Here is a 22,389-nt window from a genome sequence, read left to right as displayed (position 1 = left end):
TACAGGCTTGTTACCGCTGCGGCGCGAGGCTTTCCAACTGGGATGCGCCGTTGACCCTGACCTGCAGCGGCTGGTCGGCCGACAGCGCTGGCGGCACCGGCCAACGCATGCTGGCGCCCGGCAACACGTAGCCCAACAGGCCATCCACCAAGGGCCGTGTCTGCCCACCCTGCTTGAATGCGGCATCGGTAAGGCGCGCATGCACGGCACCCTGGTTGCGCACTTCGATGTAGTCGCGCCCTGCTACCGTGACCTTGTGCCAGCTCAGATCCGGCTTGCCGGCGCCCTTGGGGTCACGCGGGCGCGTGCTGTCCTCCTTGTTCCACAGGCCCGCGCCGTAGGCGAACAGCGGCACCGAATAACGCATCTGAAAGCGGATCGCCGCTGCGGTGTTCTTGCCTTCCGGCGGCGTGGGCACCTGCAGGGGTGAAGGGATTTCATCGATGATGATGCGGTAGGCCAACTCTTGCCCCGGTGGTACTTCACGGGTGCGGGTCAGGCGTACCAATTGTTTCTGCCCCGGCTCGATCCGCGCTACGGGCGGGCTGCCGATCACATCACGCTGGTTCTGGTATTGCTCTTCGAAACCACTCTGGCTCCAGGCAAACACACGAATCTGCAGGCTCGCGGTTTCGGTCCCACGGTTTTCCAGCCACAGCGCGCTAGCCTGTTGATCGGCCTCCAGCACCGGGTCGATGGGCCAGATCAGCACAGAGCTGGCCGCCTGCACAAGCCCCGCCGTGCACACCGCACTCAAGGCAATGCCCGCGGCCCACAACCGCCGGGATGGTGAACGCATAACCCCACTCCTTATACCGATAGCCTTACCACGTCAGCTGCACCTGCAGCGTGTCGCTGTATGTCCCCCCAGGCTGATTGCCCGGCAATTGCACCCGCCCGTAGATCGGCAGGCTGATATTGTTCGCATCGCTGTAGGCCACGTTGACGCTCTGGTCGATCCCCAGGCCCTGACTGAACGCCGCATCCCGAAACAACTGGTAAGCCACCCGCGCGCTACCGCTATTGAGCTGCAGATTGCGCCCGGTGCTGCTGTGCTGCCCGCCGTCGACGCTCATGCTCAGCGTCACGCCCGGTGTGCATTGCAACGTCACGCCCCCCGTCAGCGCCGCCGTGACCGTGCTGGTGGCCAGGGCCGAATGACTGCCATAGGTCAGCGCACCATAATTGGAGCTGCCGCCCACGATCAGGCAGCCCGGGATGATGGTCGCGCTCACCTGGAAACTCTGGCTCGTCACCGCCGACAACGGCAGCGGTACCGCCAGCCCACAGGCCAGCAAGGCTCTGAGCCACATTGCTAGAACGTCAGTTCCACGGCCACGGTGTCGCTATAGGTGCCCGCCGGCAGCCCCGCCTTGCCCACCGCGCGACCGTAGAGGTTGACGGTTTGCGCCACGCCGGTACTGGTGGCGAGGGTGATCACACCGTCAATCGCCAGCAGCGCGGAGTGCCCACTGTCGGTGTAGAAATCGTAGGGCACGAAGTTGCCCGCACCGTCGGCCAATGCACGGCTGCCCCCGGGGGACGCGCCGTCATGTGCACCGGCGCGTACCTTGACCGCTGGCGTAGTGCCGCTGGAACACAGGATCGACAACGCGCCACCGGTGCCAGTACCGCCCAGCAACTGGGCATCGGCGTTGGTGAACAGGCTATTGGTGGTGCCGAAATTCAAGCTACCGAAGTTCAATCCGGTAGCCGCGCCCGAACCGTTGACCTGGCAACTGGCGATCAATATCAGGCTGGAGGTGATCTGCCCGGCCACCGTGGTCGCCGCGTTGAGGCTGGAGGCCGTCGCCAGGCCCAGTGCGCAAACACCTAATCGCGAAACAAGTACATGCATGGTTTTCATCCTCTTGAGTTACCAGTCCAGTGTCACCGTCAACGTGTCGGTGTAGATCCCTGCCGGTAAGGCACTGGTATTTGCCACCACGGAGCCAAACACCGGGATCGGTATCTGGGTGCCCTTGGCCACGACAAAATTGCGTTGTTGCCCGATGCTATAGGTGCTGTGCCCCTGCGGGTCGGCGGACAGTCGATAAGGAATCATCTGGCGCCCATTGCTCAGGCGCCGGGTGGTGCCATCACCGTTGGTGCCGCCGTCGATGGTCACGGTGAAGCTCGAGACCGAGGGGTTGCACGACACCGCCAGGGGCGCCTTGTCGCCAGCGGTGACGCCGGCACCCAACTGGTTGTTCCAGGTCGGGCCCTGACTGCCGAAGTCGAGCATCGCCGTGCCGCCCGTGGGGTTGACCGGCGCGCTCTCCACGCTTTTGCTCACTTCGCAACTGGCGGTGATCACCAGCCGCGCCTGGATAAACCCGCTGGCGACAGCCGCCTGCACATCCTCTGCCAGCACCAGCAGGCCGCCCATGGCCACCAGGGCCAGGCAACGGCTTACCATGTCACCGTGACCTTGAGCAGGTCGGTGTAGCGGCCGACGGCGGGGATGTCCTTGAGCGGCTCGATGCGACCATAGAGCGGCAGGTCGACGAAGCCTGTGTCCGGCACCCGGCCGCTGAGCGGCACATCTACCAGCAACGGCACGCGACGCGCCGCGTCGGCATAGATGCGATAGGGAATGGGTTTGGTCGATGGGGTGGCGCTGAGGTAGCGCACTTCGCCGGTGCCACCATGCAGGCCGCCATCGACGCGGACCTGGTACGGTGTGTCGGGGTTGCACTCCAGGCGCGGCTGGCGCTGGCTGATCAGCGCCGCACTCAGGGGCCCGGCCGGGTCATCCAGACGCGAGCCGCTGCCGAAATCCAATATGCCCAGTTGCTCGATGCCAGCGCTGCGGGTGGTGCCCACCAACTGGCAGCCCCGCTGCACGTCGATACGCACCTCCACCTGGAGCTGCGCACCGTAAGCCGTGTTGCAGAGCATTGTGCCCATGACTGCCAATACTGCTCGTCCCTTCACTGCCCCAGATCCTTGTACAGGGGTGACTGCTGTGTAGGAGGTTAGTCACTCAGCGAGAAACTGCCAGTCTGGACAGGATTACCGGCGTGAGATGCTTTTTCGAGATAGCTGGCAGCGCCCTTCTCTATTGGTCAAAACGCAGCGAGCGCCCTAAAGTGAGCGACCATCGAAATACAGAGTGACTTGCATTGGCCGCGCTTTTCCTGATCCGTCGCCTGCTCGGCCAAAAGCCCGGGCCCCTTGACGCTTCGCCCATTCCCGCGTTTTTTCAGCAAAAGGCCGAGCAACAGGGTTACACCCTGAGCACCGGTCAAACCCGCGCAATTGCCGCCCTGGCCCGCGAAACCCAACAACTGCTCGCCGGCCAGCCCGCCCGCAGCCTGTACCTCCACGGCCCCGTGGGTCGCGGCAAAAGCTGGCTGCTGGAGGGGTTCTTCCAGGCGTTGCCGATCGCCGAGAAGCAGCGCGTGCACTTCCATGATTTTTTCGCCCAACTGCATCGCGGCATGTTCACGCACCGTGCGCAGGACGATGCCCTGGCCGTGACGCTCGATGAACAGTTGGCAGGCTGCCGGGTGCTGTGTTTCGACGAATTCCACGTCCATGATATCGGCGATGCCATGCTGATCACGCGGCTGTTCAAGGCCCTCTTCGAGCGCGGTGTACTGGTGCTGGTGACGTCCAACTATGCACCGCAAGGGTTGCTGCCCAACCCCCTGTACCATGAGCGCTTCAAGCCGGTGATCGACCTGATCGCCGCGCGCATGGAGGTGCTGGAAGTCAGCTCGCCCGAGGATTTTCGCAGCCTGCCCCAGGCCCAGAGTGCGCAACGGTTTACCTGCGGTCAATACATGTGGCCGGGCACCCCGGATCAGCGCGCGGCGCTCGACCTGCCCGCTGCAGACAGCCCGCCGCGCCCCTTGGGCGTGGGCCATCGGACCTTGATGTGCCGCCGCCATGAAGGGCGCAGCATTGCCTTCACCTTCAACGACCTGTGCGAACAACTGACGGCGGTGATGGACTACCTGCTGCTGTGCCAGGACTACGACCACTGGATCATCGACGGCCTGCCTCAACTGGCGAACTGCCCGATTGCCGTGCAACAGCGCTTTATCAACCTGGTGGATGTGCTCTACGACCGCGACAAGCATCTGGTATTGATCGGCGAATTGCCGCTCGAGATTGCCCTGAGCGGCCAGGCCATCGACCTCGCCCGCACCGCCAGCCGTCTCGGACAATTGCAGCAGGCCGCCCCGCAACCCGCGTCCGACCCGCTATCATGAGCGCCTTCCACGCCTTTTTGCCGAGTGACCGCGCCGTTCATGAATACCCTCGCCCAACTCAAGGCCGGCCAATTGGCCGGCATCACGCGCCTTGACCTGTCCTGCGGGCTGACCGAGTTCCCCCGGGAAATCTTCGAGCTGGCCGACTCCCTGGAAATCCTCAACCTCAGCGGCAATGCCCTGAGCAGCCTGCCCGACGACCTGCACCGCCTGCCGCACCTGCGCGTGCTGTTCTGCTCGGACAACCGGTTCACCGAGCTGCCGGCTTGCCTCGGTCAATGCGCCAACCTGAGCATGATCGGCTTCAAGGCCAACCAGATCAGCCACGTGCCCGCCGCAGCGTTGCCGCCGCTGCTGCGCTGGCTGATCCTGACCGATAACCGCATCAGCGCGCTGCCCGAGGCATTGGGCGAACGGCCATTGCTGCAAAAACTGATGCTGGCCGGCAACCAGCTGGCGCACCTGCCGCACAGCCTGGCCAACTGCCACAACCTCGAACTGCTGCGCATCGCCGCCAACCGGTTCACGCGCCTGCCAGAGTGGCTGTTGACGCTGCCGAGCCTGACCTGGCTGGCCTACGCCGGTAACCCGGTGGAAATGGCGGTGACGCTGGCGGATGAAGACACCACACCGGAGATTCCCTGGTCCGAACTGGAACTGGCCGAAGTGCTGGGCGAAGGCGCTTCCGGGGTGATCCGCAAGGCGCTCTGGGCACCATCAGGAAAGCCCGTCGCCGTTAAGCTTTACAAGGGCAGCATCACCAGCGACGGTTCGCCGCTGCACGAAATGCAGGCCTGTATCGCCGCCGGGCTGCACCCCAACCTGATCAAGGTCGAAGGCCGCGTGGTCGGCCACCCCGATGACCAGGCCGCCCTGGTGATGGACCTGATCGACCCGAGCTACCGCAACCTCGCGGCCCTGCCGAGCCTGGCGTCGTGCACCCGGGATATCTACGCAGCGGACACCCGTTTCAGCCTTGAGGTGGCGTTGCGTATGGCCCGTGGTATCGCCTCGGTAGCGGCGCATCTGCACCGGCACGGCATCACCCATGGCGACCTGTATGGCCACAATATTCTGTGGAATGAAGCAGGTGACTGCCTGCTCGGGGACTTTGGCGCGGCGTCGTTCCATGCCACGGCGAATACCTTGGAAACCAGGGCGTTGCAGCGTATTGAAGTGCGGGCGTTCGGAATTTTGCTGGGGGAATTGTTGGAGCGGGTTGAGGAGCAGGTGAGCAGCGACTTAGTCGAGCTGCAGAAAAACTGCTGTCAGCACGAGGTACTGGCACGGCCTGGATTCGAAGAGATCGAAGCGCTCCTGGAATCAATCCAACTCCGCTGATCCGATGTGGGAGGTGGCAAGTCCCCTCCCGCATTGTGAGGGATCAGCCGGCCAGGCCGACGAACATATCCTGCACGTCATCGTGGTTGTCCAGGCCTTCGAGGAAGGCTTCGACTTCCGCCATCTGCTCATCGCTCAAACCGCTCACCGGGTTCTTCGAGAGGTAGCCGAGCTTGGCCGACAACACGGTAAAACCCTGCTCCGGCAAGGCTTTCTGCACGGCGTCGAGGTCGGTGGTCTCGGTGATGAACAGGGTGGTGCCCTCTTCTTCACCTGCTTCGAAATCCTGGGCGCCGGCTTCGATTGCGGCCATTTCCGGATCGGCGTCCGGGCTGTCCGGCGAGGCTTCGATCAGGCCGACGTGGTTGAAGTCCCAGGCCACGGAACCGGAAGCGCCGAGCTGGCCCTTGCGGAAGGCCACGCGGATTTCCGCCACGGTGCGGTTGATGTTATCGGTTACGCATTCGACGATCAGCGGCACCTGGTGCGGGGCGAACCCTTCGTAGGTCACGCGATGGTATTGCACGGTTTCGCCGAGCAGACCGGCGCCTTTCTTGATGGCGCGGTCCAGGGTTTCCTTGGGCATCGAGGCTTTTTTCGCCTGTTCCACCACCAGACGCAGGTGCGCGTTGGTTGCGGTGTCGGCGCCATTGCGGGCGGCAATGGTGATTTCTTTCACCAGCTTGCCGAAGATCTTGCCCTTGGCATTGGCTGCCGCTTCTTTATGTTTGACTTTCCACTGTGCGCCCATGACTCACTCTCTTTATGTCCATCGCGCCCAAACGTCTACTGGCCGGCGCTTTGGGGGCAGAGTTTATAGCGCAAAAACACATCGTTCCACCAAAAAACCGTCAGGGCGCCAACTCGAAAAACGCCTGGATCAGGCGCAATGCGCTGCGCCGTTCCATGCAACCGAGCAGGTGCCGGTTCACCAGGCCGTCGCCCTGGATCGGCACGGCGCGCACGCGCGGGTCGGGGCTGACCTCCATCGACGACACCACCCCAACCCCCAATTCGGCAGCCACGGCTTCGGTCACCGCCTCGCGACTGTCCAGCTCCAGCAACACCTTGGGTTGTACACCGGCAGCCAGGCAAGCACCGTCAAACGTGCGCCGGGTGATGGAGCCGGGTTCGCGCAGCACCATGATGACCTCATGCAGTTGCTCCAGGTGAACGCCCTCGGATTGCCTCGCCCACGGATGCGCCACCGGCACCAGCGCGCAGATCCGCGATTCGGCCAAAGGCTGCAGGTGCAGGCCATTGCGCGGCTCGACCTCGGTCAGCACCGCCACGTCCGCATGCTCGGACAACAGCGCCGCCAGGGTTTCCTGAGCATTGCCCAGGCGCAGGTTCACGGTGATGCCCGGGTAGCGTGCACGCAGGCTGGCGATCATCGGCATCACCAGGTGCGGACCGTCCGCCGCCACTTCCAGGCGTCCGGTGAGCAATTGGCGATTGGCCTCCAGCAGGGTCTGCGCTTCGTCCACCAGGCCGAAGATCGCCCGGGTGATGGCCGCCAGCCGCGTGCCTTCCTCGGTCAGTTCCACCCGCCTGGCGGTGCGGCGCAACAACGCGATCTGGTAGTGCTCCTCCAGGGCCTTGATATGCCCGGTCACCGCCGGCTGGCTGATGAACAGCCGCGCCGCCGCACGGGTAAAACTGCCCTCGCGGGCCACGGCATCGAATGCACGCAGTTGGAACAGGTTCATAGTTATCGGCCTCACTGATAGCTCGCATAACAACAAACAATTTGATTGATGACAAGCCAAACTGCAATTTAGGCGCTGTAGATTCAACCGATGCTTCGCGAGGATTTGTAATGACGACGCCCATCCTGCTGACCCCAGGTCCCCTGACCACCTCGAACCGCACCCGCCAGGCCATGCTGGTGGATTGGGGTTCATGGGACGAGCGCTTCAACCAGCTCACCGCCAGCGTCTGCGAACAGTTGCTGGCAATCATCGACGGCGCCGCCAGCCACCATTGCGTGCCTTTGCAAGGCAGCGGCACCTTCGCCGTCGAAGCGGCCATCGGCACCCTGGTCCCGCGCAACGGCAAGGTACTGGTGCTGATCAACGGCGCCTACGGCAAGCGCCTTGCGAAAATCTGCGAAGTACTGGGCCGCGATTTCAGCACCTTCGAAACCGCCGAGGACCAACCCACCACCGCCGCCGATGTGGGCCGCCTGCTGCACGCCGATAAGGCCATTACCCATGTCGCGCTGATCCACTGCGAAACCAGCACCGGTATTCTCAACCCATTGGCCGAGATCGCCCAGGTGGTGAAACACCACGGCAAGCGCCTGATCGTCGATGCCATGAGCTCCTTCGGCGCGTTGCCCATCGATGCCCGCACGGTGCCATTCGACGCCCTGATCGCCGCCTCCGGCAAGTGCCTGGAAGGCGTGCCGGGCATGGGTTTTGTCTTCGTCGACAAACAGGCGTTGAGCGCCGCCGAAGGCAACTGCCACTCCCTGGCAATGGACCTGTTCGACCAGCACAGCTACATGGCTAGGACCGGCCAATGGCGCTTCACCCCACCGACCCACGTGGTGGCGGCCCTGCATGAAGCGCTGCTGCAATATGCCGAGGAAGGCGGCCTGCCCGCACGTCATCAACGCTATGCCCATAACTGCAAGGCACTGCTGGACGGCATGGCCGAACTGGGCCTGCGCAGTTTCCTGCCGGCCGCCATCCAGGCGCCGATCATCGTCACCTTCCACGCGCCCCAGGACCCGCGCTACCAGTTCAGGGATTTCTACGAACGGGTCAAGGCCAGGGGGTTCATCTTGTATCCGGGCAAACTGACCCAGGTGGAAACCTTCCGCGTGGGCTGCATCGGCCATGTCGATGCCAACGACATGCACGCCGCCGTCACCGCCATCGCCGACGGCTTGCAGGCCATGGGTCTCACCCTCTCATCGATTGGAGCACACGCATGAACTACCAGAACCCCAACGCCCTGCAAGCCGTGATCCTCGATTGGGCCGGCACCGTGGTCGACTTCGGCTCCTTCGCCCCCACGCAGATCTTTGTCGAAGCCTTCGCCGAATTCGACGTGCAAGTCTCCATCGAAGAAGCCCGTGGCCCGATGGGCATGGGCAAGTGGGATCACATCCGTGCCTTGTGCGATCAGCCGCAGGTCGCCGAGCGCTACCGCAAGGCCTTCGGTCGCACGCCCACCGACGATGACGTGACGGCCATCTACCAACGCTTCATGCCGTTGCAGATCGAGAAGATCGCCGAGCACTCGGCGCTGATTCCCGGCGCCCTCGACACCCTCGCCCGGCTGCGGGTACAAGGCATCAAGATCGGTTCCTGCTCCGGCTACCCCAAGCAAGTGATGGACAAGGTGGTCGCCCTGGCCGCCACCAACGGCTATATCGCCGACCATGTGGTCGCCACCGACGAAGTGCCCAACGGTCGCCCATGGCCGGCCCAGGCCCTGGCCAACGTCATCGCCCTGGGCATTGACGATGTGGCGGCATGCGTGAAGGTCGACGACACCGTGCCGGGCATCCTCGAAGGGCGGCGCGCCGGCATGTGGACCGTGGCCCTGACCTGCTCCGGCAATGCAATGGGGTTGACCTACGAACAGTTCCGCGCCCTGGATGCCGCGACTCTGGCCAGCGAGCGCAAGCGCATCGAAGCGATGTTCGAAGGTTCACGTCCGCATTACTTGATCGACACCATCAACGACTTGCCTGCGGTGATCACTGAAATCAATCGGCGCCTGGCCCGTGGGGAAATGCCGCAGAGCGACTGATAGAGGTCAACATCACGGCACTTACCCCAGGCAATCCGCTCAAAACCGGCATACAGTTAAAGGACTCCATCGCCAAAGAATGGAGGTATGCCCTGATGAGTGAGGAACCCAGCGATGCCGTGGAAAAACTCCGATACACGCTACAGCACCATGTCGATTGCGTTGCACTGGTTGATGGTGGTGCTACTGGCGGTGGTCTACGCCTGCATTGAGTTACGCGGACAGTTTCCCAAAGGCAGCGGTGCACGAACGTTGATCGTCGAGATGCACTTCATGTTCGGCCTCACCGTGTTTGTGCTGGTGTGGCTGCGCCTGTTCGCACGCAGCCTGGGGGTAGCGCCAAAGATCGTACCGGCGCCGCCGCCGTGGCAGAGCCTGCTGGCAACCCTGATGCACTTTGCCCTGTACGCATTGATGATCGGCATGCCGATCGCCGGCTGGCTGATTGTCAGTGCCGAGGGGCATTCAGTGATGTTCTACGGCATTGAATTGCCGCCGCTGATCGCGGAAAACAAGGCGCTGGCCAAGCAGATTGAAGGCTGGCATGTGCTGTTCGGCAAGATCGGTTACTGGTTGATCGGCCTGCATGCATTGGCCGGGATCGCTCACCACTACATCCTGCGGGATAACACCGCGTTGCGGATGATGCCGGGCAAGCGCGCTAACCCTTGAAGCCGCGCCGGCCTTGGAGACCGCCGGTGTGGACGAAGACCAGACGAGTGCCGGGGGCGAAGCGTCCGGCTTCGATTTGCACCTTCAAGGCCAGTAACGCCTTGCCGGTGTAGAGCGGTTCCAGGGGCACGCCGCAGGCTTGTTGCGTGCTCTCGATGAAGTCGAGCAGCTCGGCGTCGATTTTGGCGAAGCCACCTCGGCTGGCGTCCAGCAGTTCATAGCCGCCCTGCACGATGGCCTCGACGTTCTGCGCCACACCGTGATCGTCCGGCACCGCCATGGCGCCGTACACCGGGTGCGCGCCCGCCTCTGCCAGCGCCAGGCCGGCCAGGGTGGTGCCGGTGCCTGCGGCCAGCCACCAGGCGTCGTAATCCGTCCAGCCCACGCTGTGCAACTGTACACGCACCTGCTCGACCAGCACCGCGCAACCCAGGGCGCCCGCACGGCCACCGCCGCCCTCGGGCACGGGGTGCAGGTGGGGATACTGCTCACGCCACGGCAACCAGAAACCCGGTTCATGCCGCGCGCGATAACCGCCATAACCCAGCCAATGCAACTGCATGCCAAAAGCTTTCAAGTCGAGGACGGTGGCCGTGTCTTGCGGGTGCCCGCGCAGCAGGCCGACGGTAGGGAAACCGAAGCGCTTGCCGGCGGCAGCCAAGGCATGCAGATGGTTGGAGTAAGCCCCGCCCAGGCTGATCAGGCCACGAGCGGCCTGCGCCTGCGCCAGATGCCCGGTGAGCTTGAACCACTTGTTGCCGCTGATCAGCGGGTCGATGCGATCCAGGCGCAGCACGGCCAGCTCGACACCTCTGAGCCAATCCAGATACAGCGGTTCAAGCGGTGCGTGGGGAAGCCAATCGAAGGGACCCATCGGGCGGGATCTGCATGAAAACGGGGCGGTAGTCTACCACCGCCCCGCCCCGGGTCTTACAGCTCGGCCGCGAGGCGCGAGCCCTGGTTGATGGCGCGCTTGGCGTCCAGCTCGGCCGCCACATCGGCGCCGCCGATCAGGTGCACGTTCTGGCCGGCGGCGACCAGGCCGTCCTGCAATTCGCGCAACGGGTCCTGGCCGGCGCAAATGACGATGTTGTCCACCGCCAGCACCTGGGGTTCGCCCTCGGCGCCAATGCGGATGTGCAGGCCGGCATCGTCGATCTTCAGGTACTCGACACTGTTGAGCATCTGCACCTGCTTGTTCTTCAAACCAGTACGGTGGATCCAGCCGGTGGTCTTGCCCAGGCCGTCGCCGACCTTGGAGGTCTTGCGTTGCAGCAGGAACACTTCACGCGCCGGGGCATGGGGTTGCGGCTTGATCCCGGCCACGCCACCACGGGCTTGCAATTGGGTGTCGATGCCCCATTCCTTCCAGAACGCTTCGCGGTCCAGGCTGGTGGACACGCCCTGATGCACGAGGAACTCAGACACGTCGAAACCGATACCGCCCGCGCCGATCACCGCCACGCGCTTGCCGACCGGTTTGCGCTCCAGGATCACATCCAGGTAGCTCAGCACCTTGGCGTTGTCGATCCCCGGGATCGCCGGGGTACGCGGCGCGATGCCGGTCGCCAGGATGATCTCGTCATAGCCGCCCGCCGCCAGTTGCGCCACGTCCACGCGGGTGTTGAGGCACAGCTCCACATGGGTGGTCTGCAATTTGCGCTTGAAATAGCGCAGGGTTTCGAAGAACTCCTCTTTGCCCGGCACCCGCTTGGCGATGTTGAACTGGCCGCCGATCTCGTTGGCGGAATCGAACAAGGTCACGTGGTGGCCACGCTCGGCGGCCACCGTCGCAGCGGCCAGGCCGGCAGGACCGGCGCCGACCACGGCGATCTTCTTGATCTGCTGAACGGGCAAATAGTTGAGCTCGGTTTCGTAACACGCCCGTGGGTTGACCAGGCAAGTGGTCAGCTTGCCGCCAAAGGTGTGGTCCAGGCACGCCTGGTTGCAGCCGATGCAGGTATTGATCTCATCGGCGCGGCCGGCGGCGGCCTTGTTGACGAACTCCGGGTCGGCCAGGAACGGGCGTGCCATGGAGACCATGTCGGCATCGCCTTCGGCGAGAATCTGCTCGGCGATTTCCGGGGTGTTGATACGGTTGGTGGTGATCAACGGAATCTGCACCGCCCCGCGCAGCTTGGCGGTGACTTTGCTGAACGCGCCACGCGGCACCTTGGTGGCGATGGTCGGGATGCGCGCCTCGTGCCAGCCGATACCGGTGTTGATGATCGTCGCACCGGCGCCCTCGATGGCCTTGGCCAACTGCACGATTTCTTCCCAGGTGCTGCCGCCTTCCACCAGGTCGAGCATCGACAGGCGGAAGATGATGATGAAATTCGGACCCACGGCTTCACGCACACGACGCACGATTTCCACTGCCAGGCGCATGCGGTTTTCGTAGCTGCCGCCCCAGCGGTCGGTGCGGTGGTTGGTGTGGGCCGCGAGGAACTGGTTAATGAAGTAGCCTTCGGAGCCCATGATTTCCACGCCGTCGTACTCGGCGACCTGGGCCAGCAGCGAGCAGGTGACGAAATCCTGGATCTGCTTCTCGATGCCCTCTTCGTCCAGCTCCTTGGGCTTGAACGGGTTGATCGGCGCCTGGATCGCACTCGGCGCGACCTGTTTGGGGCTGTAGGCATATCGGCCGGCGTGGAGGATCTGCATGCAGATCTTGCCACCGGCCGCGTGTACCGCCTGGGTCACGATCTTGTGTTGCTGCGCTTCTGCGTCGGTGGTCAGCTTGGCCGCGCCGGCATAAACACCGCCCTCGTCATTCGGACCGATGCCGCCGGTGACCATCAGGCCCACGCCGCCCCGGGCGCGCTCGGCAAAATAGGCAGCCATGCGTTCGAACCCGCCGGGTTTCTCTTCAAGGCCAGTGTGCATCGAACCCATCAGGGTACGGTTGCGCAAAGTGGTAAAACCCAGGTCCAACGGGGCCAGCAGATGCGGGTAGGCAGCAGCGGTCATGGTCAAGCTCCACAACGGATCATCACGGGGTGTGACGGGCTCGTGCGACCCGCCATCGGTTTATGTCCCACAGACTAAGAGGCGGTGGATGACGGCTCAATGACTGAAACTGACAAGTTATTGATCCAAATGCACAGCGCCCCTTGGCAAGCCCGCCCATGGGCCCTACCCTAGTCGGCGAACCCTGCACACGGTCTGTTGTCTGTTCCCCCATGCGTAAACTTCTTGCTCTTACCGTCTCCCTGGCGCTGGTTGCCGCCATCGCCGCCTATCTGGTCTGGACCCAGGAACGCCCCGTGGCGCATTACCTGTCGGACCTGCGGATCACCCTCGCCGTCAACGAAGGACTGCCTGCCGACCGTGGCAACCTGCTGGGCATCCAGCCGGAACTGTTCCCTGCCGACTACCAGAGCCTGGAACGCCTGCACCTGAAGCTCGCGGCGTACTTGCAAAAAGCCCGGGACCAGGGGCTGATCAATGACAAGACCATCGTGGTGCTGCCCGAACATATCGGCACCTGGCTGATGCTCACCGGCGAAAAAAACGAGGTGTACCAGGCGCTCCATGTGAAAGATGCGATGAACTGGCTGTCGGTCAGCAACCCGCTGCTGTTCGCCCGCGCCTGGATCAGCGCCACCGGCGACAACCGCACCGACGACGCCTACCTGCGTATGAAAGCCTCGGGCATGGCACGGGACTATCAGCTGTTGTTCGGCGGCCTGGCCAAGGAGTTCGGCGTTACGTTGGTGGCCGGCTCCATCACCCTGCCGAACCCGAGCGTGAGCCAGGGTCAACTGCAGGTCGGCCATGGCGCCTTGTATAACGCCAGCGTGGTGTTTGCCGCCGACGGCCTGCCGATCGGCGATCCGCAGCGCCAGCTCTACCCGATCTACGATGAGCGCGGCTTCATCAAGCCTGGCGATGAAAACATGGTCAGCGTGGTCGACACTCCGGCCGGGCGCCTGGGGGTGCTGGTCGGCAGCGACAGCTGGTACCCGGACAACTACCGCAAGCTCAACGAACAAGGCGCGCAATTGATCGCGGTGCCAGCCTTTGTGCTGGGTCGCGATACCTGGGACCGTCCGTGGCGCGGCTTCAAAAGCGTGTCCACCCCGACCGAAATCAGCCTCAAGCCCGAAGAACTCAGTGAAGGCGAAGCCTGGCGCCGTCTTACGCTGATCAGCCAGCAACCGATCAGCCAGGCCAGCGCCGGCATGAGCGTGTTCCTGCGCGGGCAGTTCTGGGACCTGGGCACCGCCGGGCACAGTTTTCTCAGCAGCAACGGGCAAATCAGCGCCGATGGCGAGGCCCGTGGCGCGCGCTTGTTGAATATCTGGCTGTGAAACCGGTACGGCTGGGGGACCTGTCGGTGGGCTTCGTGCACAGCCTGGCCGATGCCATCAGCAGCCACGGCCTGGACCCGCAGCCGCTGCTACTGCAATACGGACTCGACTCGGCGCGCCTCGCCGAAGCCGGTGCACGCTTGTCGATCCCGCGTTACATGCGCCTGGGCCACGCCGCCATCCAGCTCACCGGCGACCCGGGCCTGGGCCTGCGCATGGGCCAGCTCAGCCGCTTGAGCCAGGCGGGGCTCGCCGGCGTCACCGCCGACCAGGCACCCAACGTGCGGGAGGCGGCGCGCGCATTAACGCGTTTCGAGGCGCTGTACGGCTCCAACTATCGCGGGCAGTCGAGCTTCGTCGAGGATGCCGAGGGCGCCTGGTTGCGCTTCTACTCCATCAGCCCCTACAACGCCTACAACCGCTTCGTGGTGGACTCGATCATCGCCGGCTGGCTGCATCAGTTGTCGAGCCTGGCCCGGCAACCGGTGCAGGCGCAGCGTATAGACATCGAGTTCGAGGCGCCGGAGTACCGCGAACGCTACGACGCGCTGGGAGACGTTCACTTCGGTGCCGACGCCAATCAACTGCGCCTCAGCCAGCACACCCTGGCCCTGCGCAACCCGCAGCACTGCCCCAGCACCTGGAACCTGTTGTTGCAGCTGTGTGAGCGAGAGTTGGAGCAACTGACCCGCACCCGCAGCCTGCGCGAGCGCATTACCCGTTTGCTCGGGCCGATGCTCAATGGCGGCCGGGAACCCGACCTGGAAGAAGTGGCGGCACGCTTGAAGCTGCCGACCTGGACGCTGCGCCGCAAACTGGCCGATGAAGGCACTCAGTTTCGCGCGATTCTCAACGACACCCGCCGTGACCTGGCCATGACCTACATCCGCGACACGGAACTGGCGTTCGGCGAGATCGCCTACTTGCTCGGTTTTGCCTCGGCCCAGGCATTTCAACGGGCCTTCAGGCGGTGGAACAACCAGACCCCAGGGGAATTTCGCCGCAGTCAGCGGCATTCCGCCTGAAGTCTTTATTACAGCTCTGTTGCATCGTCTGCCGGTTCCAGCGGGTCCAACTCAATCGCGTGGTATTCAAGCAGTTCTTCCTGGTAATCGTCCATGGCGGACTCCTTCTTGCGTTAACAGGGGTTGCAAATAAATGACCTGCATCACCAGCCTAAAGTGCCGTGATGACGAAAAAATGTCGACGTCATGACGTTCCTGCACTCAAGGATTAAACGTAGCAGCGCTGCAGGGATTTAGCACCCGAGGGATGAGGCACTATTGCAATCATTGCAATTGCAATCACATGCGAATTTCCATTAGGGTATGGGCACTCGTCGCCAGGTGACCCTCTCCATGACCGCCGCTACCGCACACGCCGCGCAGCTCTGTATCGACGCCTTGAGCACTGCCACTCCCGCCAGCCGGTCACCGTTGCACACCGTGATCAGCATGGCCAGCACCCTCGAATCCAGCCGCCAGGCCTGGGTGATCCACGGCCAGTCGCACTCCCGACGCGTGGGTAACTGGCCCGCCTGGTTCGCCCGCAACGCCGTGGAAAAACCCTTGCTGTACCTGCACAGCGCGCACTCGGCGGCACAGTTGAGCGCGCTATCGAAGGTTACCCGGCAGCGCGGCATCCTGTGCAACGACATTGAAAACCAGCCCTCCCGCTGGCCCAAAGGTGCGCAGCCGTCCTTGCCGTTGTGGCTGGCCACTCATCCGCGCTGTACCCCGTATGACCCGGCCTCGGGGGAAGAAGCCCGCGCGATTGTGCTGGCGGCGTTGCGAAGCCTGTATGTCGAGGGCAAGCCCGGTTTCTATTACCTCGCGTTGCACGATCAGGACAGTGCAGCGCCGTTGAGTGAGCAGGACCGGGAGGCCGCGCTCAAGGGCATGTATCCACTCCAGCGCAACAGCCCCTTCGATGTGCGATTGCTCGGCGCAGGCCGCGCGCTTGACGAGGTGGTGCACGCCAGGCGCTTGCTCAAACAGCACTGGAACATCAGCGCGCAGCTATGGAGCTGCCCCAGCTACACACGACTGGCCCGCGAGGCAGCGACCGCTGAACGCTGGAATCGCCTGCACCCCAGGCTGCCCAAGCGCGGTTGCCATTTGCGTGATTGCCTGGCGGGAAGCGCTGCGCCGGTGATTGCGGTGACCGGGTATCCGCAGGCGATTGTCGATCAGTTGGGGGCGCACGTGGATGCACGCTTTGTGGCGCTGGGCGCGGGGTCGGTACAGGCGGCGGCGCCGAGTCGATACTGGATCGTGGTATCGGCGCTCAGGGCATTGGCGGATGAAGGGCGGATCGACACACGGCAAGTGCAGGACGCGATGAAGCGCTATGCAGTGGAATGCGAGTGACGGCAAGGCAGCGCCGCAGGGTTTCAGATTTTGCGGCGACTGCGGGTCTGCACGCCCGCCTCCATCGCCAGGCCGGCGGTGCGCTCCAACGCGTCGGCGAAGCCCTGGCGCTGCTCGGGCTCAATCTGCGACAGAAACAACTCATCCACCGTGCTTTCGTAGATCTTCCACATTTTTTTACGCAGCACCCGACCGGCCTCGGTGATCGAGGCAAACGCCGCGCGGCCATCGCCGTCGGAGCGGGAACGTACCACCAGACCGTCCTTTTCCAGGCGGTCGACCAGCCGCGTGAGGTTGTAGCGTTCGATGGCCAGCACGTCGGCCAATTCATGCATGCGGCGGGTGCCGTCGGGGCCGCTTTCCAGACCCCATAGCGCGTCGTACCAGGCGTACGGCGGCAGGTCCGCCTCAGCCAGGCGACGCTCGATTTCACGGATGACCGTCCTGTGGGCCCTGACAAAACGGAACCATACATCCGGCTCTTTCGACGACATGCAACACCATCCGGGGAATTTCAAGAAGGTTGCAATAGTAGCTCATCCCGCGCTAGATTCGGCCATGTAGTTGCAATTGCAATTACATTTGCCGGCACTCCCACAAGGAGCCCGCCACTTCAAACCTGCCTACCCTGGAGCCTCACATGACCCCGAACAACGCTGTCAGACGCGACGACGACCCACAGGAAACCCGCGAGTGGCTGGAGTCCATCGAATCGGTGTTGTCCACTGAAGGCCGGCCCCGCGCGCACTACCTGATCGATCAGTTGCTGGATTTCGACGTGGCGCGGCATGGCGACTTCTACGGGCGGGTGACCACGCCGTACGTCAATACCCTCCCGGTGGACCGTCAGTTGCCCTACCCCGGCAACCTGGCCATCGAACGCCGTATCAATGCGTTTATCCGCTGGAATGCCATGGCAATGGTGTTGCGTGCAGGCAAGCACTCAGGGGTGGGTGGGCATATCGCAACCTACGCGTCAGCCGCCGTGCTCTACGACGTAGGCTTCGACCACTTCTTTCGTGGCCGTACCGAGCACTTTGACGGCGACCTGGTGTACATCCAGGGCCACTCCTCCCCCGGCATTTATGGCCGCGCCTACCTGGAAGGCCGCATCAGCGAAGCGCAACTCGACAACTTTCGCCGTGAGGCCGGTGGCGAGGGTATTTCGTCCTACCCGCACCCACGGCTGATGCCGGACTTCTGGCAATTCCCCACCGTGTCCATGGGCCTTGGCCCGATCACTGCCGCTTACCAGGCGCGCTTCATGCGCTACTTGGAACTGCGCGACCTCAAACCCCACCAGGGGCGCAAGGTCTGGGCCTTCCTCGGTGATGGCGAAATGGACCAGCCGGAATCCCTGGCCGCCATTTCCCTGGCCGGGCGCGAGAAACTCGACAACCTGATCTTTGTGGTCAATTGCAACCTGCAACGCCTGGACGGCCCGGTGCGCGGCAATGCCAAGGTGATCCAGGAGTTCGAAAGCCTGTATCGCGCCGCCGGTTGGAACGTGATCAAAGTGATCTGGGGCGGTGGTTGGGACGCCCTGCTGGACAAAGACCACAGCGGCCTGCTGCGCCAACGCATGATGGAATGCGTGGACGGCGACTATCAGAACTACAAGTCGCAGAACGGCGCTTATGTGCGCGAACATTTCTTCGGCAAATACCCGGAGTTGCTGGCATTGGTTGCGGACATGTCCGACGACGAAATCTGGAAGCTCTCACGGGGCGGGCATGACCCGGACAAGGTCTACAACGCCTATGCCGCCGCTGTGCGCCATAGCGGCCAGCCTACGGTGATCCTGGCGAAAACCGTCAAGGGTTTCGGCATGGGTGAAGCCGGCGAAGGCCAGAACATCAACCATCAATTGAAGAAGATGGGCGCAGACGCGGTAAGAGCCTTCCGCGATCGTTTTGGCCTGGAAGTCGCTGACGAGCAACTCGCCGACATTCCCTACCTCAAGCCCGCCGCCGACAGCGAAGAAGCCCGTTACTTCGCGGCGCGCCGCCAGGCCCTGGGCGGCTATGTACCGGCACGCCACAGTGCGGTCGAACCCTTGCAGATCCCCGAACTCGCCGCCTTTGCCACCCAGCTCAAGGACACCGGCGAACGGGCGATCTCCACCACCATGGCCTTTGTGCGCATCCTCGGCACCCTGCTCAAGGACCCGCACCTGGGCAAACTGATCGTGCCTATCGTGCCGGACGAGTCGCGCACCTTTGGCATGGAAAGCCTGTTCCGTCAGATTGGCATCCACTCCGCCGTAGGCCAGCTCTACACCCCGCAGGACGCAGGGCAACTGAGCTACTACAAGGAAAGCAAGGACGGACAGATCCTGCAGGAAGGCCTGAATGAATCCGGCGCCATTTCCTCGTGGATCGCGGCCAGTACGTCGTACAGCAACCACGGCTTGATGACGGTGCCGTTCTATATCTTCTACTCGATGTTCGGCTTCCAGCGGGTCGGCGACCTGGCCTGGGCCGCCGGCGATGCACGGGCACGCGGTTTTTTGCTGGGGGCCACGGCCGGCCGCACCACGCTGATGGGCGAAGGCTTGCAGCATGACGATGGACACAGCCATATCCTGTCGTCGGTGATTCCGTGCTGCGTGTCCTACGACCCGACATTTGCCTACGAGCTGGCGGTGATCATTCGCGAAGGCATGCGGCGGATGTACGTGGAACAGGAGGACATCTACTACTACATCACCCTGCTCAACGAGAATTACCCGCACCCGGCGATGCCCGAAGGGGTGGAAGACGGGATTCTGAAGGGCATGTACCCGCTCAAGACCAGCGAGCAGGCCCAGGTGCAACTGATGGGCAGTGGCTCAATCCTGCGCGAAGTGATCGCGGCGGCCGAGCTGCTTGAGCAGGACTTCGGCGTGCACAGCACTGTGTGGAGCGCCACCAGCCTCACCGAATTGCGCCGCGACGGGCATGCAGCCGAACGCAGGAACCTGCTGCACCCGCAGAGCGAGCCACGGGTAAGTTATGTGGAGCAATGCCTGGCCGGGCAGAACGGGCCGGTGGTGGTGGCGACGGACTACATGAAGCTGTTCGCCGATCAGATCCGCCCCTTTGTCCAGGGCCGACGCTTTGTGGCCCTGGGCACGGACGGCTTCGGGCAATCGGATACCCGTGAAACCCTGCGCGCGTTCTTCGAAGTGGACCGGTATTTCATCGCGCTGGCAGCCTTGAAGGCGTTGGCGGATGACGGCGTTATCGGTCGTGAAAAAGTCAGTGAAGCCATCAGCCGCTACGGGATCAACGTCGACAAGGTCAACCCCGTGGCGGTCTGAATTACTGCGCCGGTGTCGGCAGGGGCGGAATCGCTTCTGTCGGTGCCGGCAGGTCCGGGTTACTGGTAGCCGGCGCGGGTTCCGCCTGCGGCGCAATCGGCGCGGCCTCGGCAGGCGGCGTGACGGGCTGGGAAACGGCAGGCTCCTCCTTCGGCGGCTCGGTTTTCTCTGCTGCCGGTGCGGTTTTAGGTTCCGGCACACCCAGCTCGGCTTTCGGCTGCTCCGGGATATGCGCGGCCTTCTTCACTTCCTGAGGCAAGAACACGTCCACCAGCGCAAAATAGCGCTCGTAGAATTTCGGTGCCGAAACGGTCTCGCTCGCCACCTTCACCATCGAGTCATCGGTGGAACCGATCGGCATCGACACCGAACCCAGCACGCCCACGCCCAGGCTCGCGGAGTTGTTGACCTTCTTCAGCGCGTAACGGTCCTGCAAGGCGTTGGCGAACATGGTCGAGTGATTGGTACCTTTGCCATCGTCGGCACACACCACGTTGAAGCTGATCTGCAGGTGGGTCTCGCCGGTCTGCTGGAAGCTCTTGTTACCCACCACCAGTTTCGGATCGCTGCTGGTAATGATATAGCCCTGGCTCAGCAAGGCACGTCGCGCCGCTTCGCACGCCGCCACATCGGTGACCGGGTAATCGCGGGAAAACGTACCGGAGTCGTCGAAATTCTCATGTTCATAAATGGCGGTCTTGGGTGACGAGCAGCCCGCGGCGCCCGCCAGCACCAGCGCCAGCCCGAGGCTACGCAAGTGAAATGATGTCGACATTGAAAATCCTGAGGAAAACGGTCCGGGCGGTATTGTGCAACAGAACGAGGCCTTGGCGCGCGCATTCCTGTCGGTAAAACGTCACAGCCTTACCTTGCCCCGCCTGTAGGAAAAAGACCTGCACACATATGATCAATAAACACGCGCAATTTGACCGAAGCATGGCGACTTGATGGCCATAACATCCAGAAACTGCCTCGGTGTTCCAAAAATTCATCCAGCACCCTTTGCAGGCGCCCCTGCTGCACGGCCTGTTCGACCATGTAGTCCGGCAGGCAGGCGATCCCCAACCCGTCGAGCACCACATGCTTGAGGGACTCGATGGTGGTACTGACCAACGGAGTGCGCAGGACCGGCTCCGACGCGCCGGGGGCGTGGCGTTCGGCGGGTTGCCTGCGTTGCTGCAAACCGCACTGGCCAAATCGGCAGGTGAGTCGGCGGACGCCGCGCAATCGATGCTGGTGACCGTGTGGAACCTGGGCATCGCTGGCGGCGGCCTCGCGGGCGGGGTGCTGCTCCAGGGCTGGGGCGTCGCCGCATTTCCCTGGGCGGTGGTGTTGCTGATGCTGTGGGCATTGGCCGGGGCGTCGAGAGGCGCCCGCAGTTGAAGAATCAATAAGACCCTACCTGGCTGAGCGCCACGGCCGAAAGATACAGACCGGCACCAAACACGCCATGGGACAGCACACTGCGCAGGCGATTTCTCCAAGGTGTTGGTGTGCGAGACGCCGCCACACCCGCGCCCATCGCGGGCTGCATCACAAAGTAAGGGATCACCACCGTCAGCGTGCCCACCATCAACGCAGGCAACCATTGGGGATCATGCAGCCATTGCACGCCGTAGATACTCACCAACAGCGCCGCAAAGGCGATACCCACGGCATAGTGAATCGCCCAGCCCAGCGCCAATTCGCCGCGTACCGGCGAGGCCTTGCCGATACTGGCATGGGCAAGCGTGCCGTGACGCAGGTGGCCGGCCCAGCGGCCCACCATCGAGTAATCGAGCGTTGTAATGCCCAAGCCTTTGAGAATCATCGACCACACATCCATCACGACAGTCGCCCCGATCCCGATCAATACCAGCCTTACACCTTCTTCCATCGACAACATGACCTGCCCTCCGATTGATGAGACCCTCGTTCACAGGCAGGATAGAAGTTGAAGTCAACTTCAAGTCAAAGGAGTCATCATGGATATCTCGGAAGTGGCCCGGCGTACGGGACTGCCCTCCTCCACCGTGCGGTTTTACGAGAAGGCCGGGTTGATCACCGCGACCAGTGCCCCAGGGGAACGGCGCCACTTCAGGCCCGCCGTGCTCGATCAATTGGCGCTGATCGCCCTCGGACAAGCCGGCGGCCTGTCGCTGGATGAAATCCGCAGCATGCTGCCCTTGGAGGGCGCATTGCAGGTGGACAGACAGCTGTTGCTGGACAAGGCCGACAGCATCGACGCGACCATCAAGCGCCTGAAAGCGATGAGTCAGGGCTTGCGGCATGCGGCAGACTGCCCGGCACCTGACCATGGGCAATGCCCGAATTTTCAGCGCTTGCTCAAGGTCGCGGCAGGCACGCTGAAAAGGAGCAGAACGGCGCGTACCCCACCGGGCAGTCCACTCCAGCGACCATAAAAAAGC

General features: G+C 63.2%; 22 protein-coding genes and 2 pseudogenes. 11 read left to right on the top strand and 13 right to left on the bottom strand.

The genetic code is table 11. The features are described 5' to 3' along the window. Nucleotides 1-10: 10 nt before the first annotated feature. The 5 genes from K5K89_RS12340 to K5K89_RS12320 are packed head-to-tail and all read right to left on the bottom strand — an operon-like array spanning nucleotide 11 to nucleotide 2,901. Nucleotides 11-799, bottom strand: a complete 789-nt coding sequence (locus tag K5K89_RS12340; RefSeq protein ID WP_222541506.1) for a molecular chaperone — start codon at nucleotides 797-799, stop codon at nucleotides 11-13. A gap of 25 nt (nucleotides 800-824) precedes the next feature. Continuing rightward, the gene (locus tag K5K89_RS12335) at nucleotides 825-1,313 is read right to left on the bottom strand and encodes a spore coat U domain-containing protein (RefSeq protein WP_222541505.1); all 489 of its coding nucleotides are present in this window, start codon (nucleotides 1,311-1,313) and stop codon (nucleotides 825-827) included. A gap of 2 nt (nucleotides 1,314-1,315) precedes the next feature. Further along, nucleotides 1,316-1,858 carry a spore coat U domain-containing protein gene (locus K5K89_RS12330; protein ID WP_222541504.1) on the bottom strand — a complete coding sequence of 181 codons (543 nt, stop codon included), beginning with the start codon at nucleotides 1,856-1,858 and terminating at the stop codon, nucleotides 1,316-1,318. A gap of 18 nt (nucleotides 1,859-1,876) precedes the next feature. Then, nucleotides 1,877-2,419, bottom strand: coding sequence for a spore coat U domain-containing protein (locus K5K89_RS12325; protein WP_222541503.1), 543 nt, complete (start codon nucleotides 2,417-2,419; stop codon nucleotides 1,877-1,879). After that, nucleotides 2,413-2,901, bottom strand: coding sequence for a spore coat U domain-containing protein (locus K5K89_RS12320; protein ID WP_222541702.1), 489 nt, complete (start codon nucleotides 2,899-2,901; stop codon nucleotides 2,413-2,415). Before K5K89_RS12320 ends, K5K89_RS12325 begins: the two co-directional genes overlap by 7 nt. Before the next feature lie 224 nt (nucleotides 2,902-3,125). Between K5K89_RS12320 and zapE the strand changes: the two genes are divergently transcribed. Together zapE and K5K89_RS12310 are read left to right on the top strand one after the other, a co-directional pair. Beyond that, nucleotides 3,126-4,220: a cell division protein ZapE gene (zapE, locus tag K5K89_RS12315; protein WP_222541502.1), complete on the top strand. Its 1,095-nt coding sequence runs from the start codon at nucleotides 3,126-3,128 to the stop codon at nucleotides 4,218-4,220. A 39-nt stretch (nucleotides 4,221-4,259) separates the two neighbouring features. Continuing rightward, the gene (locus K5K89_RS12310; protein WP_222541501.1) at nucleotides 4,260-5,561 is read left to right on the top strand and encodes a protein kinase; all 1,302 of its coding nucleotides are present in this window, start codon (nucleotides 4,260-4,262) and stop codon (nucleotides 5,559-5,561) included. A gap of 43 nt (nucleotides 5,562-5,604) precedes the next feature. Here the strand turns inward: K5K89_RS12310 and K5K89_RS12305 are convergent, their stop codons facing one another. Both K5K89_RS12305 and K5K89_RS12300 read right to left on the bottom strand, forming a co-directional pair. Beyond that, nucleotides 5,605-6,312 carry a YebC/PmpR family DNA-binding transcriptional regulator gene (locus K5K89_RS12305; protein WP_058423896.1) on the bottom strand — a complete coding sequence of 236 codons (708 nt, stop codon included), beginning with the start codon at nucleotides 6,310-6,312 and terminating at the stop codon, nucleotides 5,605-5,607. Between the two features lie 100 nt (nucleotides 6,313-6,412). Next, nucleotides 6,413-7,270, bottom strand: coding sequence for a LysR substrate-binding domain-containing protein (locus tag K5K89_RS12300; protein WP_071492013.1), 858 nt, complete (start codon nucleotides 7,268-7,270; stop codon nucleotides 6,413-6,415). Nucleotides 7,271-7,380: 110 nt separating this feature from the next. On the opposite strand from K5K89_RS12300, the gene K5K89_RS12295 reads away from it, so the two are divergent. The 3 genes from K5K89_RS12295 to K5K89_RS12285 all read left to right on the top strand — a co-directional run bounded on the left by K5K89_RS12295 (nucleotide 7,381) and on the right by K5K89_RS12285 (nucleotide 9,998). After that, nucleotides 7,381-8,502, top strand: coding sequence for a 2-aminoethylphosphonate--pyruvate transaminase (locus tag K5K89_RS12295; RefSeq protein WP_222541500.1), 1,122 nt, complete (start codon nucleotides 7,381-7,383; stop codon nucleotides 8,500-8,502). Continuing rightward, the gene (gene phnX / locus K5K89_RS12290; protein ID WP_222541499.1) at nucleotides 8,499-9,326 is read left to right on the top strand and encodes a phosphonoacetaldehyde hydrolase; all 828 of its coding nucleotides are present in this window, start codon (nucleotides 8,499-8,501) and stop codon (nucleotides 9,324-9,326) included. The genes K5K89_RS12295 and phnX overlap by 4 nt, the downstream gene beginning before the upstream one ends. 114 nt (nucleotides 9,327-9,440) lie before the next feature. Further along, the gene (locus K5K89_RS12285) at nucleotides 9,441-9,998 is read left to right on the top strand and encodes a cytochrome b (RefSeq protein WP_071492016.1); all 558 of its coding nucleotides are present in this window, start codon (nucleotides 9,441-9,443) and stop codon (nucleotides 9,996-9,998) included. Here the strand turns inward: K5K89_RS12285 and K5K89_RS12280 are convergent. Together K5K89_RS12280 and K5K89_RS12275 are read right to left on the bottom strand one after the other, a co-directional pair. Further along, complete coding sequence (locus K5K89_RS12280) at nucleotides 9,988-10,872, bottom strand: 1-aminocyclopropane-1-carboxylate deaminase/D-cysteine desulfhydrase (protein ID WP_071492017.1); 885 nt, start codon at nucleotides 10,870-10,872, stop codon at nucleotides 9,988-9,990. The genes K5K89_RS12285 and K5K89_RS12280 overlap by 11 nt on opposite strands. Before the next feature lie 56 nt (nucleotides 10,873-10,928). After that, a complete protein-coding gene (locus K5K89_RS12275) occupies nucleotides 10,929-12,968 on the bottom strand; it encodes an NADPH-dependent 2,4-dienoyl-CoA reductase (RefSeq protein ID WP_222541498.1) in 2,040 nt (679 codons plus the stop codon). Nucleotides 12,969-13,180: 212 nt separating this feature from the next. Between K5K89_RS12275 and K5K89_RS12270 the strand changes: the two genes are divergently transcribed. The 3 genes from K5K89_RS12270 (at nucleotide 13,181) to K5K89_RS12260 (ending at nucleotide 16,680) form a co-directional block, all read left to right on the top strand. Next, nucleotides 13,181-14,311 (top strand): carbon-nitrogen hydrolase family protein, encoded by a 1,131-nt coding sequence (locus K5K89_RS12270; RefSeq protein ID WP_092244796.1) that lies wholly within the window; start codon nucleotides 13,181-13,183, stop codon nucleotides 14,309-14,311. Next, nucleotides 14,308-15,336 (top strand): AraC family transcriptional regulator, encoded by a 1,029-nt coding sequence (locus tag K5K89_RS12265; protein ID WP_071492020.1) that lies wholly within the window; start codon nucleotides 14,308-14,310, stop codon nucleotides 15,334-15,336. Before K5K89_RS12270 ends, K5K89_RS12265 begins: the two co-directional genes overlap by 4 nt. A 333-nt stretch (nucleotides 15,337-15,669) precedes the next feature. Then, a complete protein-coding gene (locus K5K89_RS12260; protein WP_222541497.1) occupies nucleotides 15,670-16,680 on the top strand; it encodes a transketolase-like TK C-terminal-containing protein in 1,011 nt (336 codons plus the stop codon). A gap of 23 nt (nucleotides 16,681-16,703) precedes the next feature. On the opposite strand, the gene K5K89_RS12255 is transcribed toward K5K89_RS12260, so the two are convergent. Then, a complete protein-coding gene (locus K5K89_RS12255) occupies nucleotides 16,704-17,174 on the bottom strand; it encodes a MarR family winged helix-turn-helix transcriptional regulator (RefSeq protein WP_071492022.1) in 471 nt (156 codons plus the stop codon). Nucleotides 17,175-17,320: 146 nt separating this feature from the next. Between K5K89_RS12255 and aceE the strand changes: the two genes are divergently transcribed. Continuing rightward, the gene (gene aceE / locus K5K89_RS12250) at nucleotides 17,321-19,981 is read left to right on the top strand and encodes a pyruvate dehydrogenase (acetyl-transferring), homodimeric type (protein ID WP_222541496.1); all 2,661 of its coding nucleotides are present in this window, start codon (nucleotides 17,321-17,323) and stop codon (nucleotides 19,979-19,981) included. Nucleotide 19,982: 1 nt separating this feature from the next. Here aceE and K5K89_RS12245 read toward each other — a convergent pair whose 3' ends face one another. After that, nucleotides 19,983-20,756, bottom strand: coding sequence for a DUF2242 domain-containing protein (locus tag K5K89_RS12245; protein WP_071492024.1), 774 nt, complete (start codon nucleotides 20,754-20,756; stop codon nucleotides 19,983-19,985). Between the two features lie 89 nt (nucleotides 20,757-20,845). Continuing rightward, nucleotides 20,846-21,136 (bottom strand): annotated as a pseudogene (locus K5K89_RS12240) (LysR substrate-binding domain-containing protein); the annotation flags it as partial. On the opposite strand from K5K89_RS12240, the pseudogene K5K89_RS12235 reads away from it, so the two are divergent. Then, a pseudogene (locus K5K89_RS12235) lies at nucleotides 21,128-21,364 on the top strand (MFS transporter); the annotation flags it as partial. The pseudogenes K5K89_RS12240 and K5K89_RS12235 sit on opposite strands and share 9 nt — an antisense overlap. Before the next feature lie 4 nt (nucleotides 21,365-21,368). Here K5K89_RS12235 and K5K89_RS12230 read toward each other — a convergent pair. Next, nucleotides 21,369-21,866: a DUF2938 domain-containing protein gene (locus tag K5K89_RS12230; RefSeq protein WP_222541495.1), complete on the bottom strand. Its 498-nt coding sequence runs from the start codon at nucleotides 21,864-21,866 to the stop codon at nucleotides 21,369-21,371. 79 nt (nucleotides 21,867-21,945) lie between these two features. Between K5K89_RS12230 and K5K89_RS12225 the strand changes: the two genes are divergently transcribed. Continuing rightward, entirely contained in the window at nucleotides 21,946-22,383 is a 438-nt protein-coding gene (locus tag K5K89_RS12225) for a helix-turn-helix domain-containing protein (protein ID WP_222541494.1), read from the top strand. Nucleotides 22,384-22,389: the final 6 nt, after the last annotated feature.

Source organism: Pseudomonas sp. DR208 (assembly GCF_019823005.1).
GTDB classification, from domain to species: domain Bacteria; phylum Pseudomonadota; class Gammaproteobacteria; order Pseudomonadales; family Pseudomonadaceae; genus Aquipseudomonas; species Aquipseudomonas extremorientalis.
This window is presented reverse-complemented; position numbering and strand designations above follow the sequence as displayed.

Bases quoted from the DNA above. Each gene is read 5' to 3' on its own strand.
- K5K89_RS12270 (WP_092244796.1), top strand. From the start codon at position 13,181: ATGCGTAAACTTCTTGCTCTTACCGTCTCCCTGGCGCTGGTTGCCGCC.
- K5K89_RS12330 (WP_222541504.1), bottom strand. From the start codon at position 1,858: ATGCATGTACTTGTTTCGCGATTAGGTGTTTGCGCACTGGGCCTGGCG.
- K5K89_RS12255 (WP_071492022.1), bottom strand. From the start codon at position 17,174: ATGTCGTCGAAAGAGCCGGATGTATGGTTCCGTTTTGTCAGGGCCCAC.
- K5K89_RS12230 (WP_222541495.1), bottom strand. From the start codon at position 21,866: ATGTTGTCGATGGAAGAAGGTGTAAGGCTGGTATTGATCGGGATCGGG.
- K5K89_RS12280 (WP_071492017.1), bottom strand. From the start codon at position 10,872: ATGGGTCCCTTCGATTGGCTTCCCCACGCACCGCTTGAACCGCTGTAT.
- K5K89_RS12225 (WP_222541494.1), top strand. From the start codon at position 21,946: ATGGATATCTCGGAAGTGGCCCGGCGTACGGGACTGCCCTCCTCCACC.
- phnX (WP_222541499.1), top strand. From the start codon at position 8,499: ATGAACTACCAGAACCCCAACGCCCTGCAAGCCGTGATCCTCGATTGG.
- K5K89_RS12310 (WP_222541501.1), top strand. From the start codon at position 4,260: ATGAATACCCTCGCCCAACTCAAGGCCGGCCAATTGGCCGGCATCACG.
- K5K89_RS12260 (WP_222541497.1), top strand. From the start codon at position 15,670: ATGACCGCCGCTACCGCACACGCCGCGCAGCTCTGTATCGACGCCTTG.
- K5K89_RS12320 (WP_222541702.1), bottom strand. From the start codon at position 2,901: ATGCTCTGCAACACGGCTTACGGTGCGCAGCTCCAGGTGGAGGTGCGT.
- K5K89_RS12305 (WP_058423896.1), bottom strand. From the start codon at position 6,312: ATGGGCGCACAGTGGAAAGTCAAACATAAAGAAGCGGCAGCCAATGCC.
- K5K89_RS12245 (WP_071492024.1), bottom strand. From the start codon at position 20,756: ATGTCGACATCATTTCACTTGCGTAGCCTCGGGCTGGCGCTGGTGCTG.
- K5K89_RS12325 (WP_222541503.1), bottom strand. From the start codon at position 2,419: ATGGTAAGCCGTTGCCTGGCCCTGGTGGCCATGGGCGGCCTGCTGGTG.
- aceE (WP_222541496.1), top strand. From the start codon at position 17,321: ATGACCCCGAACAACGCTGTCAGACGCGACGACGACCCACAGGAAACC.
- K5K89_RS12340 (WP_222541506.1), bottom strand. From the start codon at position 799: ATGCGTTCACCATCCCGGCGGTTGTGGGCCGCGGGCATTGCCTTGAGT.
- K5K89_RS12300 (WP_071492013.1), bottom strand. From the start codon at position 7,270: ATGAACCTGTTCCAACTGCGTGCATTCGATGCCGTGGCCCGCGAGGGC.
- K5K89_RS12335 (WP_222541505.1), bottom strand. From the start codon at position 1,313: ATGTGGCTCAGAGCCTTGCTGGCCTGTGGGCTGGCGGTACCGCTGCCG.
- K5K89_RS12285 (WP_071492016.1), top strand. From the start codon at position 9,441: ATGCCGTGGAAAAACTCCGATACACGCTACAGCACCATGTCGATTGCG.
- K5K89_RS12295 (WP_222541500.1), top strand. From the start codon at position 7,381: ATGACGACGCCCATCCTGCTGACCCCAGGTCCCCTGACCACCTCGAAC.
- K5K89_RS12275 (WP_222541498.1), bottom strand. From the start codon at position 12,968: ATGACCGCTGCTGCCTACCCGCATCTGCTGGCCCCGTTGGACCTGGGT.